10 protein-coding genes and 1 tRNA gene are annotated in these 12,349 nt (G+C 71.8%); 7 read left to right on the top strand and 4 right to left on the bottom strand.

All coding sequences use genetic code 11. From position 1 onward, the window contains the following. Positions 1–173: 173 nt before the first annotated feature. Positions 174–3,017, top strand: coding sequence for a hypothetical protein (locus tag POL72_RS40345; RefSeq protein ID WP_272102175.1), 2,844 nt, complete (start codon positions 174–176; stop codon positions 3,015–3,017). A 44-nt stretch (positions 3,018–3,061) separates the two neighbouring features. On the opposite strand, the gene POL72_RS40340 is transcribed toward POL72_RS40345, so the two are convergent. Further along, the gene (locus POL72_RS40340) at positions 3,062–4,522 is read right to left on the bottom strand and encodes a WD40 repeat domain-containing protein (protein WP_272102174.1); all 1,461 of its coding nucleotides are present in this window, start codon (positions 4,520–4,522) and stop codon (positions 3,062–3,064) included. Positions 4,523–4,967: 445 nt separating this feature from the next. Between POL72_RS40340 and POL72_RS40335 the strand changes: the two genes are divergently transcribed. The 6 genes from POL72_RS40335 to POL72_RS40310 all read left to right on the top strand — a co-directional run bounded on the left by POL72_RS40335 (position 4,968) and on the right by POL72_RS40310 (position 9,725). Continuing rightward, positions 4,968–5,273, top strand: coding sequence for a hypothetical protein (locus POL72_RS40335; RefSeq protein WP_272102173.1), 306 nt, complete (start codon positions 4,968–4,970; stop codon positions 5,271–5,273). Next, the gene (locus POL72_RS40330; RefSeq protein ID WP_272102172.1) at positions 5,270–6,625 is read left to right on the top strand and encodes a hypothetical protein; all 1,356 of its coding nucleotides are present in this window, start codon (positions 5,270–5,272) and stop codon (positions 6,623–6,625) included. The genes POL72_RS40335 and POL72_RS40330 overlap by 4 nt, the downstream gene beginning before the upstream one ends. Positions 6,626–6,814: 189 nt before the next feature. Beyond that, the gene (locus tag POL72_RS40325) at positions 6,815–8,152 is read left to right on the top strand and encodes a hypothetical protein (RefSeq protein ID WP_272102171.1); all 1,338 of its coding nucleotides are present in this window, start codon (positions 6,815–6,817) and stop codon (positions 8,150–8,152) included. Positions 8,153–8,191: 39 nt separating this feature from the next. Next, positions 8,192–8,265: transfer RNA gene (locus POL72_RS40320), tRNA-Gln, on the top strand. Positions 8,266–8,490: 225 nt separating this feature from the next. Beyond that, positions 8,491–9,285, top strand: a complete 795-nt coding sequence (locus POL72_RS40315) for a sigma-70 family RNA polymerase sigma factor (protein WP_272102170.1) — start codon at positions 8,491–8,493, stop codon at positions 9,283–9,285. Beyond that, positions 9,282–9,725 (top strand): hypothetical protein, encoded by a 444-nt coding sequence (locus POL72_RS40310; RefSeq protein ID WP_272102169.1) that lies wholly within the window; start codon positions 9,282–9,284, stop codon positions 9,723–9,725. Before POL72_RS40315 ends, POL72_RS40310 begins: the two co-directional genes overlap by 4 nt. Before the next feature lie 105 nt (positions 9,726–9,830). On the opposite strand, the gene POL72_RS40305 is transcribed toward POL72_RS40310, so the two are convergent. The 3 genes from POL72_RS40305 to POL72_RS40295 form a co-directional block, all read right to left on the bottom strand. Continuing rightward, positions 9,831–9,962: a hypothetical protein gene (locus POL72_RS40305; protein WP_272102168.1), complete on the bottom strand. Its 132-nt coding sequence runs from the start codon at positions 9,960–9,962 to the stop codon at positions 9,831–9,833. Between the two features lie 28 nt (positions 9,963–9,990). Then, positions 9,991–10,764 (bottom strand): Stp1/IreP family PP2C-type Ser/Thr phosphatase, encoded by a 774-nt coding sequence (locus tag POL72_RS40300; protein ID WP_272102167.1) that lies wholly within the window; start codon positions 10,762–10,764, stop codon positions 9,991–9,993. Positions 10,765–10,938: 174 nt separating this feature from the next. Next, positions 10,939–12,138 (bottom strand): S1C family serine protease, encoded by a 1,200-nt coding sequence (locus tag POL72_RS40295; protein ID WP_272102166.1) that lies wholly within the window; start codon positions 12,136–12,138, stop codon positions 10,939–10,941. Between the last annotated feature and the right edge of the window lie 211 nt (positions 12,139–12,349).

The raw sequence follows: 12,349 nt of genomic DNA, 5'->3' as shown, positions 1-12,349 counted from the left end.
CGCCTTCGCCGCGCGCGTCAACGCGGCGGCGCGGCCTTCGCCGAGCGCGACGCCGCACCGCGTCGTGGCCGCAGGTGCGCGCGCGCCGGCGGGGCTTTCGCGCGCGGATCCCGACGCCGTCTTTTCACTTTATGGCCGCGAAATCCGCCAGCGAATGGTACTTTTGTCGTTCGATGTCGACCCCTAGCTTTCTGCGTCGCTTCGCGCTGCTCCGCGCGTTCTCGGCCGCCGCGCTGACGGCGGGGATCTTCGCCGCCGCCGCTTCGTGCAGCGTGCCGGACTTCGAGTTCGCGTCGGTATCCGGCCCGCCGGCGCACTGCACGGACGACGCGCAGTCCGACGGCGAGACGGGCCTGAACTGCGGCGGCGAGTGCGATCCATGCCCGCTCGGCTCCGGCTGCGCCGCGAGCCGCGACTGCGCCGAGGGCGAGTGCATCGACGGCGTCTGCCAGGAAGCGGGCTGCATGAACGACGCCCGCGACGGCTCGGAGTCGGACGTCGATTGCGGCGGCAGCTGCGACAAGAAGTGCGCGACCGACCAGAAGTGCAACCGGGCCAGCGACTGCGAGAGCGGCGTGTGCCAGGAGGGCCAATGCGTCGCGCCGACCTGCACCGACGGCGTGCCCAACGGCACCGAGAGCGACGTCGACTGCGGCGCCGACTGCGAGGGCTGCCAGGACGGCAAGAAGTGCCGCTCGAGCAAGGACTGCCTCAGCGACGATTGCATCGACGGGGTGTGCGGCCCCACCTGCTCGGACGGCTACGCCAACTGCGATCGCCAGGCCGAGGGCGAATGCGAGGTGAACGTCCGCACCGACACGGACAACTGCGGCAGCTGCGGGCTGAAGTGCGCGCTGCCGAACGCGACCGCCGAGTGCCAGGGCGGCGCCTGCAAGGTCAAGGCGTGCGAAGCACCCTACGCCGACTGCGACGGCGATCCCGAGAACGGCTGTGAGGTGAACACCTCGACGGACTCGAGCCACTGCGGCGGGTGCGACGAGCTGTGCCCGGCCGCGAACGGCGACGCCTATTGCGAGGCGTCGGAGTGCAAGGTCGAGTGCGACGCGGGCTTCACCGACTGCAACGGCGAGGTCGTCGACGGTTGTGAGAGGGCGACTACCCGTGACGTGTTGCACTGCGGCGGGTGCGGCATCGAGTGCGTGCCCGAGGCAGGCGGCAGGCCCTGGTGCCGCGACGGCGTTTGCGGCGAGACGATTTGCCCGGCCGGCAGGGGCGACTGCAACGGCGACCCCGAGGACAGCTGCGAGGTGAATCTGGCCGCCGATCCGGAGAACTGCGGCACGTGCGGCGGCCTGTGCACGGTCGCCAACGGCACCGGCAAGTGCACGGCCACCGGCTGCGCCATCGGCAGCTGCGAGCCGGGCTTCGCCGACTGCGACGGCCGCTACGACAACGGCTGCGAGACGAACACGGACACGAGCCTCAGCCACTGCGGCGCCTGCGGCGAGACCTGCACCATCGCCGGCGGCACCCCCAAGTGCGAGGGCGGCGACTGCAAGGTGCGGACGTGCAACAGCGGGATGGGCGACTGCGACGGCAATCCGGACAACGGCTGCGAGACGAACGTCAACTCGAACCAGACCCACTGCGGCGCCTGCGCGGCCGCCGGCGGCGTCAACTGCAACACGATCTACGCGAACGCCACCGCGACCTGCCAGGGCGGCGCGTGCTCCTTCGCCGGCTGCAAGGCGGACTACGGCAACTGCAACAGCTCGCTGACCGACGGCTGCGAGGCCAACGTCAGGACCGACGAGGGGAACTGCGGCGCCTGCGGCACCCAGTGCAACATAATCCACACCACCAGCAACCTGTGCCTCGACGGCACCTGCAACCCGGTGTGCACGAGCGCGCAGTACGACGACTGCGGGGTACCGAGGAACGGCTGCAACATCGACCTGTGGGACGACGAGAACAACTGCCTCGGCTGCAACCTCGTGTGCCAGAGCGGGGCCAGCGCCCACGTCGCCAGCAATCAATGCAGCTCGTCGGGCTGCACCCCGGTGTGCAGCGGCCTGTGGCGCAGCTGCGACGGCAACGGCATGAACGGCTGCGAGAAGGACGTCTCCGGCGACGTCAACGCCTGCGGCGCCTGCAACACCCAGTGCCTCCAGGCGCACGCGAGCGCCACCGCCTGCACGGCCGGCACCTGCGTGCCCACCTGCGACCCGGGCTGGAAGGCTTGCGGCGACCCCAGCGGCGGCTGCACGACCCAGCTCGGCACCGCCAGCAACTGCGGCGACTGCGGCCACGTGTGCTCGGGGACGAGGTCCATCTGCTCGAACGGCAACTGCGTCGTCTCGCCGGACATCGTCGTCGTCAACTCGGGCACGACCGGCACCTTGAGCACCATCGGGAATTCGGCGCCCACCATCAACGTGAGCCACGCCCTGCAGACACCGCGGGACAACGATCGCATGGTCCTTGTCGGGATCGTCGCCTCCGAGAACTCGCTCGTGCCGGTGAGCGTCACCTACGACGGCACGCCGATGACGCTCTTCAACACGCGGCAGGCCGACAACAACTCCGCCGCGCACATCTACTACCTCCTGGACAGCCAGCTTCCGGCCGCCACCGGCAACAAGCCCGTGGTGGTGCAGATGGCGAACGCGAACACCTGGGGCGTGTACTTCGCCAACGTGGTGGAGCTGAAGGCCGTGCACCAGTCGAACCCGTTCGCGAGCGCCACCACGACCGGCATCCACACCAACACGACGGACTGCAGCGGCACGGTGTCCCGAGGGGTCAGCACCAACTTCAGCGCGACCAACTCGTTCGTGTACACGGTGATGGCGGCGCGCAACGCCAACACCGGCGCCACCATCAGCCCCACCGCGGCGACCTCCACCATGAACCGGCGCCTGACCGATCCGACGACCATGGTCGCGCTGGCCGGCTATCTCGTGGCCAGCTCCAACACCACCATCTCCTGGACGGTGAGCGGCTGCTACAGCACCGCCGGCGTCGGCGTCGCCGTGCGGCGCGCCAGCGGCGGCTGAGCGCCTCGAGGCGCCACGCTCCTCCCTCGATTCGCGGGCGCCGGCTACCTGACCAGCCGCACAACGACGAGCTCGCGCTGCCCACCGACGGGTCCGAAGCCGAAGTCGCCCGGACCGTCGAGCTGGCCGGCGAGGTAGACGGAGTGTTCTCCTCCCGTGCAGACGGCGAAGAAGCGTCCGGGAGCGTCGAAGACCTCCGGTTCGCCCGGCGTGCCGTCGGCGGCGAGGCGGACGAGCATCGGGCTCTCCAGAGCGCCGTGAGCGCCGCCCGTGATGAACACGCCACCGTCCGCCGCGACGGCGGAGGCTCGTGCGTAGTAGTCGGCCCCGTCGCCGAAGACGGAGCTCCACATCGGCTCGCCGCCGGGGCCGAAGCGCGCCGCGAAGAGCTTCGTGGAGCCGAGCGTGTCCCGCGAGCCTCCGCCAAAATCGGCCGTCCCGTTCATGTAACCGACGATCAGCGCGCCGCCGCCCCGCACGCCGCTCATGTCGTTCGCCAGCGTGTAGCCATCAACACCGAAAGGTTCTCGGGTCAAGATCTGCCCAGTCGGTGAGACCTGCGTCAGGTACGAGCCGTAGCCGAACGACTGAGCGGCGTATCCCGTGAGCCAGACGGTCCCGTCCCCGCCGAGCGCCATTCCGGTTGCGTTCGTCATGGGCCAGGTGTCGAGATCACTCCTCGGGGAGAACACCTGGCTGGTGACGTAACCGCCGTCGGCGTCGAGCGTCAGCAAGAAGGCGTTGTCCCCACCGGCGTCGTGGACGCCGCCTCCGAAGTCGATCGCACCGTTGGCGTAGCCCGAGACGACCACATCGCCGTTCGGCGCCACGGCCGCGCTCTCCGCCACGTCGTACCCCATACCGCCGAAGTGCCGCGCCCAGATCACCTCGCCGTCCGCCGCGACCTTCATCACGAACATGTCGGGGCCCCAGTTCTCGTTCGTGGGCACCCAGATCTCGCCGCGGATGGCGACCGTGGTGCGGTACGTGCCGACCGCGATGATCGACCCGTCGGCGAGCGGAGCAATCCCGTTCACCTGCGTGTCGTAAGCGGCGCTGCCGAAGCTCCTGGCCTGCACGAGCTCGCCGCTCGGAGAGAGCCACATCAGCACGGCGCCGGCGTGGTCTTCGCCCTTCAACGAGAGGGTTCCATCCGCGCCGCCGCCGACCACGAGCCGCCCCTGTGCGTCGAGCGCCGCCGCATAGAGGCTGTCGTTGACGCCCTCTCCGGGGAACACGACGCTGTAACCGGGGCCGTCCTCCGAAGGAAAACCGCCGCCGGGGCCGTCACCTCCCGCGCCCGGGCCCCCCGAGGTACCGGCGCCGGCCGCGCCGCCCGTGGCGCCGCTCGAGCCCACCTCCGCGCTGGAGCCGCCTGTTCCCGCGGCGTGACCGACGCCAGCGCTTCCTTGCGCGCTGCCCTCGCCCGCGCCGCCGCTCGATGTCGAACCGTTCTCGTCTTCGCCGATCCCTCCAACGACCCTCCCATCACACGCGACCGTCACGAGCGCCGCCGCGAGGAACCAACTCGCGGACGCCCCCCGCCGGCGCCGAAGCCCACGCCCGTCGCTACCGCCCCGCCCGATGACCGGTACCACCATGAAGTCAAAACTATCACGGATACCCGAGCGCCCCCTACGCTCCCCTATGCATATTCCCCGTTGAAAACATTACCGCTCAGGCATCCTTCGGCGCTCACAAGAAATGACCCACCTGCGCTTGTCAGCAATGGTCCGGGCTGCTCGACAATCGTTGCGTGGACGGTGAGCGCGGACCTGGAGCGCGCGACCGACGCTTGCGCCCGCTTCCGTGCCCTGCGCCCACGCCGATCTCTCACCGCGCCTCGAAAGCCGACCGCCTGGACGGTCGGGCGAGCCCAATCGCGGCCATGTGGCGCGTCTTCCAGGCGCTGTACCGTGCCGCGCGCGTGTGAGAGGATCGCTCTCGACCATGAAGAGGATCAAGCTCAAGCTCCACAGCGACGAGTACCACCTCAGCGCCGTCGGCTATCTGTTCGAGGACCCGGCGCCCACCGCGGATCCGGCGGGGGTGAGGCCGTTCTCGATCCGCAACACGGTCTTCCCCGAGTTCGATCTGGATCCCGGCAACTACGTGTTCCGCTTCAGGGTCCGGAACGGAAGCGGCAAATTCCAGATCTTCGCCTTCGATCCCAAGACGAACCAGAGCACCCGCGCCGAATTCGACACGTCGAGCGGCGCCGACTGCCTGACCTTCCGTTTCACGGTGGCGCCGTGAGGGGCGCCCTGCTGCTCCAGCGCGCCGCAGCGCTGCTCTCGCTCACGCTGGCCGCGCCCGCGCTCGCCCAGGGCGCGGGGCAGCCGTCGGCTCCCGTGCCGCCGGGCGCAGCGCCCCCGGCGCCCGTCCGTCCCGCCGCCAGCACGCCCGGCGCGCCCACGGCGGCCAGCGCCCCCACGGCGCCCGTCCCGTCTGCCGCGCCGAGCACACCTGTCGCGCCGACGCCAATGCCGCCGACGCCGATGCCGGGCGCTGGCGCGGCCGCCGCGCCCGCACAGCCGGGCCGCGCGATTGCGCCGGTCGCCCCGGCCGCGTCGGGCGCTCCCATCGCCCCCATCGCGCCGCTCGCGCCAGCCGGGGGCGCGGCCATCTCGCCGGCCGCCACGGGCCGCGAGCTCGTCTACCTCGTTCCGGCCAAGGTCACGGGCAGCTCCGATGGCGCGGCGCTCGCGCGGGTCGGATTCGGCGTGCTGGCCGGGTTCGGTGAGGTGACGGACCCGACGGCGTGGGATGTGAGCGCCGTGATCGAGGCCGAGGTGGCGGCCGAGGACGGGCTGGCCACGCTGATCGGCCTTTCCGGCACCGACGATTCGGCCCAGACGCCCACAGGCACCCTGCGCCTGTCCGCCTCGTTCGCGCGCCTCGACTTCGAGGGGGAGGGCAGCTCGGCGTATCCGCCGCTGATCCTCTATGTCGGCGGCGCGGTCGGCCGCACCCGGTTCAGCTACCTGGGTCCGGGCCCCGAGCGGCGCGACCAGAGCCTGCCGCCGACCTACGCGCCGCGCGAGCTCACCGCCGTGCCCTGGAGCGTCGGCGCGGCGGCGGTCTACGTCGGAGAGGGCGGAAAGAAGCTCGCACCCACCCTCGAAGGGCAGATCAAGTTCGACTCGCGCTGGACCGCGTCGACGGACACGCTCGAGTGGTGCGAGCCCGCGGGCGACGTCGTCCACGGCGTGGATCCGGTCACCCAGTCCACCACCTTCGTCCCTGCCACGCGCTGCAGGAAGGAGGTGCTCGGCGCGCCGGTGCAGAGCCAGGAGCTCACGATCGCGGCGCACGCCGGGCTCGTCGACAAGGCGGCGAACGCCTCGTTCCGCGCGGCGCTCGGCGCGAAGGTCGCTGTCGCGCTCAACGACGAGGCGCCCGCCGATGTCCGCCTCAGCCTGCGCGCCCCGGTCCACGTGACGCTGGCGCGCGCGCCGGTGGGGACGGAGTACCGCGGGCTCATCCGGCTGATGCCAGCGCTCAACGTGGTCCGTAGCTCGACCGGGGGCACGAGCGTCGGCGGCATGCTCGAGATCGCCTTCCTCGGCCAGCGCGCGATGTTCGCCGACAACTACACCGACCTCTGACGTCGGGCCGCGACGCGCCCCCCGCGGCCCTGCCGCCGGACGCAGCGCTCCCGGCCTGGTGGGCGCCTGCCCCACCCGGCACCTTTCTTGGCCCACCGCGCCAGCATCCGCTACCGACGCACGAGAGCAGCGGAGGTGCACCCGGAAGCAGCATCGGGTGGGCCGCCGCGGCTCGCTAGGGAGACAGCGATGGGCCCGAGCGCAGCGTACAAGGTGGAGGGGCTTGGCGACGGCGTGCCGGCGTCGGGCGGCGCGGAGGGGTGCGGGCAGGGGCAGCTGAGCAGCCTCTGCAGCGCCCCCACGATGCCGTTCACGTCGCACGCCGGCGGCGCGGAGGAGGCCCCGACGGAGTCGAAGCCCTGGTGCATCGACCACGGCGGGTTTCTCGAGGCGATGAGCACGGTCGCGCTCTGGCGCGCGCTGGAGCTGGGGGAGCTCCCCCACAGCACGCGCGTCTGGCGCGAAGGCCTCGAGTGCTGGACGCCCGCCGGCGAGGTGAAGGCGCTCGGCTGGACGATTTCCCAGCCGCCCCCGCGCGACGAGGCGTCCGCCCTCTCCGCCGTGGGTGAGGCGCCTGAGTCCACCGGCCCGCTCAGCTTCGCGCTGACGCCGGACGACCTCAGCTCCGTCGCGCCCCGCTTCCACCAGGGCGCCCCCGCGAAGGCGCGCGGCGAGCGCGCCGAGGCATTCACCCTCGGCCGGTTCCCGCTGACCGAGACCGTGCTGCGGCAGGACAGCCCCTCGCAGCCGATTTCTCTTGACATTCCGTCCGGTTTCCCGGCGGCCCCCTCGTCCCCGCCCGACACGCTCCCGAGCGCCGGGGCGCTGAGGCCCGGCGCCGCGAAGCCCGGGCTCGGGCCGGCGCGCGGCGCGCGCGACGCGGATCAGGCGCCGCGCGGGCGCGTGTCGGGCGCCTGGTCGCGGCTCGCGCGGCGCGCCCGCGTCTCTCGCGGCGCCGCCGGAGCGGCCGCGGGCAGCGCGGCGCTCGTGCTCGTGCTGGGCCTCTCGGTGCTGAGCATGGTCGCCCCTGCGGCCGCGCCTGCGAGGCCTGCCGCCGCGCCGGCTGCGCACCCCGGCGTGGCCCAGGGCGTCGCGGCCGCCGCCGCGCAGATCGCCCTGCCTGCCCCGAAGCTCGAGACGGCCGGCGCTGCGGCGCTCGCCGTGACGGCGCCCGTCGCGACCCAGGCGCGCGACGGCGCGGCGACGGAGGCCCCCTCGCCGCGCGACGGCGCTGCGACGGAGGCGACCCAGGCGCGCGACAGCGCTTCTCCGGAGGCGCCCCAGGCACGCCGGGAAGCGGCCGCGGCCTCGGTCGAGGACACCGACGCGCCCGCGTCGCCGCTCCACCGCGCGGAGAAGGCCTCGGCGTCCGGCGCGAAGCCGGCGCCGGCGGGCCGCCGTGAGCGCGGGCAGTTCCGCCTGAGGCGAGGTCGATCCGAGGCGGACGCCACGCGCGGCATCAGCTATCCGGCCCGCAGAGCCGACTCCTGGATCGGGACGGGTGCCATCCTGCGCGACTCGCGCTAAGGTGCGCGCCGCGCGGCGGTCGGCTCCGTCCCGCAGCACTCCGGCGTCGTTCAAGGGCAGGACGGGGGACTTTGAATCCCCTAATCGTGGTTCGAATCCACGCGCCGGAACCATCGAGCACCCGCGCCCTCTGAGGAGGGTCATGGCGGCCGATCGTCATCGCGCGGGCGGGAGCGCCTCCGGCGAGGTCGCACCGCCTCACGGGAGCGTCCTGCGCCGTCATCCGCTCGCTATTGTCTGGCGCGGTCGAGCCGGGGTTGTTTACCGTGGTCTCACCGAGGGCTCCGCGCCTGCCGCGCGGCGTGCGCGAGCCCCTGGCTCCTGGAGGACCGGACGGCGTGGCGAGCGATGAAGGGGCCCGCGGACGCGGAGCCCCGACCCATGTAGATGCGGACCGCGGACGCGGCGCGCCGGCCCATGGTGATGCGGCCCGCGGACGCGGCGCGCCGGCCCATGGTGATGCGGACCGCGGACGCGGCGCGCCGACCCATGCGGGCGCGGAGCTCGAGCGCGCGTCGGCGGCGCCGCTCGAGGCGGGCGAGGCGCAGTTCATCGCGCGGCTCGTCGCGCGGGACGAGAGCGCGTTCAACGAGCTCGTGATCATGTACGAGCGCCGCGTGTTCGCGCTCGTTTACCGCATGCTCGGCCGGCGTGACGAGGCCGAGGACGTATCCCAGGAAGTCTTCGTGCAGGTCTTCAAGGCCATCGATCAGTTCCGCGGCGAATCGAAGCTCTCGACGTGGATCTATCGAATCGCCGTGAATCTCTGCAAGAACCGGACGAAGTACCTCTCGCGGCGGCACGCCGGCGCCCAGGACGACGTCGACGCCATGGCCGAGCGGGTGCCGCTGTCCGCGGCCAAGGGCGTGAGCGTCGGCGACGTGAGCCGCCCGGACGAGCTGGTGGAGGGGATGCAGCTCGAGGCGGTCGTGAAGCGCGCCATCGGCCAGCTCGATCCCGAGTTCCGGGAGGCGCTCATCCTTCGCGACGTGGAGGACATGTCCTACGAAGAAATCGCCTCGGTGACGGGTTTGCCGGACGGGACCGTGAAGAGCCGGATCCATCGCGCGCGCGGGCAGCTCCGCGCGCTTGTCGAGAAGATGATGGGCGAGAAGGTGAGAGGCGGGAAATGAGCGAAGCGGACGACCCGAGGCGCACGGGGCAATCCGATGAGCCGGCCGCTTCGGGCGCGGAGAGCGGCAGCCGTCCCACGGCTCCCCCCGTGGAGCGCCCGCCCGCCGCCGCCGCGCCCCGAGACGATCTCCCCGAAGACGATGACTTCCCCGAGGAAGGCGACCTCCCCGAGGAAGGCTCGTTGCCGCTCGTCGACGAGCTCGATCTGCGCGAGCTGGTCCGAGGCGCGATGCGTCCGCCGCCCGCGGCGCCGCCGAGCCTTCTCCGCGGCGTGCAGCGCCGGATCCGGGTGCGCTCGCGGGGGAAGTTTTACGGCGACGGCTGGAGCACCGCGCGTTCGCCGCGCTCGACCTACCTGATGACGAGCCTCTTCATGCTCGCCCTCATCGCCTTCGTCTTCCTCGTCCTCATCCCCTGGAGCGGCGGCGCCCTGCCCTGATCGCCGGTCGCCCCTAGGCTCCCCCCACAGACGTTGACCAAGCTCGTCCGGTCACGCTCAGGGCACGAAGCCCGCCCCCTCCACCCCACCACCGGTCACCAACGTTTACGTGAACGTGGTCGTGGACGTGAACGTGGTCGTGGTCGTGGTCGTGGTCGTGGTCGTGGTCGTCAACGATAGGCCGTGAACGACCACGACCACGACCACGTTCACGACCACGTAAACGTCAACGTTCACGTTGGAATGTAGGAGAACGCAGCGCTGCTCACTGAGTCCAACGAACGAGGACGCACGTCACGTTGTCCGGGCCGCCGTTCTCGTTGGCGCGCTCGATCATCTTGGCCGTCGCAACCTGGATGTCCTGATGCTCCGTCAGGATCTGGGTCATCTCCAGATCGCTCACCGGGCCGGAGAGCCCGTCGGAGCAGAGGATGTACGTGTCGTTCAGCTGCGGCACCTCGAAGCGGGTGTCGACCTTGACCGTGTCCTTCATCCCGAGCGCGCGCACGATCACGTTCTTGTGCGGGAAGTTCGCGATCTCCTCGGGCGTGAGCCGCTTCATCTTGATGTAGTCGTTGAGGAGCGAGTGGTCCTCGGTGAGCATCTCGAGCCGGCCCTCGCGGAAGCGGTAGACCCGGCTGTCGCCGACGTGGGCGACGTACACGCCGTCGTTCGCCGTGAAGATGCCGACGAACGTCGTCCCCATGCCCCGCTTCTTCGCCTCGCGCTGCGCGGTCTCGTAGATCCGCAGGTTGGCGAGCTTGATCCCCGTGATCAGCCGGTTCTCTTCGTAGCCCTTGGACCGGTCCATCTTGTAAGGCCAGGTCCGCTCCGGATCGTCCTGCGTCTGGGCGAAGAAGTCCTGCATCGCGTCGACGGCCATCTTCGACGCGACCTCGCCCGACGCATGCCCCCCCATCCCATCGGCGACCATGAAGAGGCCGTACTCGACCATGATGCCGAAGTTGTCCTCGTTGTGGTTGCGCTTGCGCCCGACGTTCGTCTCGCCGGCCACTTCGATTCGAAACGTTTGGGACACGGATCACCCGATCGATGGCCCCCGCGCGAGGCGCGAGGTTGAATGAGAACCGCGAGCGCGCCCGTCCGAGCCGCTCGAGCCCGATCCTGGAGGTTCGGTTGACGGGGTGTCAACCGGATCGGGCCCGAGCGCCGAGCTTATAGAATCCGCGCGCGACCCCGCATCATTTTTTGCCTACTTGCGGTACTCCTCGGTCGCCTTGCCGCCCGAGCTCGGCGGCGGGAGCTCGGCCTCCGGCCGCTTCGCCGCGGCGGCCGACGGATCGGGGGCAGCGCGGAGCACGACCGTGACCTGCCGGTACTTCCCGCGGCTCAGCAAAGTGAGCGGGACCTTCTCGCCGACCGCGTGCGTCCGGATCGCGTCGGAGAGCGCGTCGGGGCTCGTGACGGGCACGCCGTCGACGGCGAGGATCATGTCGCTCTCCGCGCGATCGCCGCCCGTCAAGCGGGCCTCGTCCGCAGGGCTCTCGGGGTGCACCACGGTGACCCGGACCCCCTTGGCGACCGGCGCCGCCTCGCTGACGCCCTGGATCCCGAGCCACGCCGCAGGCGGCACGGCCGTCGGCGGCACCGCGCGAAGGAACGCCCTGACCGCGCTGATCGGCACGCCGAACGCGACGGGCGTGCACGGCTTGCCCTCGTTCGGGGCGCAGCCGCGGCCCAGGATCGCGACCACGCGGCCGTCCTCGTCGATGATGGGCGCGCCCAGATCGAGCGGCGAGACGCGCGAGCCGAGCTCGATCGCGCGCTCGAGCGGCCGGTCGTCGCCGCCGATCAGCGTCCGGTGCGATCGCAGCACGAGCGAGGTGGCCGCGACCTTGCCGCGCGCCGCCGAGAACGAGCGGATCTGCGCGTCCGGCCGCACCGGATCGCGCGACGAGGCGGTGAGCCCCTCGGCCCACTTGCCGGTCTGCGGCACGAGCAGCGCGAGATCCCACACGCGGTCGTGGTGGCCGAGCTTCACCCGCACGGTGGTCCCGTCGGCGAGGCGCGCCGTGAGGTCGTTGCCCGCGCCGAGCGGCGAGAGCGCCGTCAGGATGCGCCCGTCGCCAGCGAGCGCCGCGCCGAGGCCGAGGACCTGCCCGCCGCGCTCGATGACGACCACGCCGCGCGCGGCGCGCTCCTCCACCGGCGGCTCCGCCTTGTCCTTCTCGGCCGGGCCCCCCTTCGGCTCGGCGGCGGCCGCCTTCTTCTCCTTCCCGCCCGCGCTGACCCGGGTCGGGAGCACCGCCCGCTTGCCGGCCGGCGGGGCTTCACCTTCCCCCTGAACCTGCGCCTCGCCCGGCGCGCCCTGCGCGAGCGCCGCGGGGGCGGCGAGCGCTGCGGCGGCGGACACGGCGGCGGCGAGCGCCAGCGACCGTCTCCATCGCTTCACACGCGACCTGTCAACGGGATCGCTCGGCGCCGCGCCTCGGGGCGCGGCGGCCTTTGTGACACCAGGCGGGCTTGTCTCGTTCATAAGCGCGGCTCCTGAGGCGACGGCCGATTCTGCGGCGGCGCGGATCGCATTGCAAAAGGCAAAGGCCGGACCGCCCTGTACTGTGGGATCGGGCACCGGAGTCCGCCGGGGGCGGGGGCGAAAAAAA

This window comes from Sorangium aterium (assembly GCF_028368935.1).
In the GTDB taxonomy this organism is placed as follows: domain Bacteria; phylum Myxococcota_A; class Polyangia; order Polyangiales; family Polyangiaceae; genus Sorangium; species Sorangium atrum.
The sequence above is the reverse complement of the archived record's forward strand: the minus strand, read 5'-3'. Positions and strand labels throughout refer to the sequence as shown.

What these genes read in the sequence shown, in the direction of transcription:
- POL72_RS40345 (WP_272102175.1), top strand. Translation starts at nt 174, where the DNA reads ATGTCGACCCCTAGCTTTCTGCGTCGCTTCGCGCTGCTCCGCGCGTTC.
- POL72_RS40335 (WP_272102173.1), top strand. Translation starts at nt 4,968, where the DNA reads ATGAAGAGGATCAAGCTCAAGCTCCACAGCGACGAGTACCACCTCAGC.
- POL72_RS40325 (WP_272102171.1), top strand. Translation starts at nt 6,815, where the DNA reads ATGGGCCCGAGCGCAGCGTACAAGGTGGAGGGGCTTGGCGACGGCGTG.
- POL72_RS40310 (WP_272102169.1), top strand. Translation starts at nt 9,282, where the DNA reads ATGAGCGAAGCGGACGACCCGAGGCGCACGGGGCAATCCGATGAGCCG.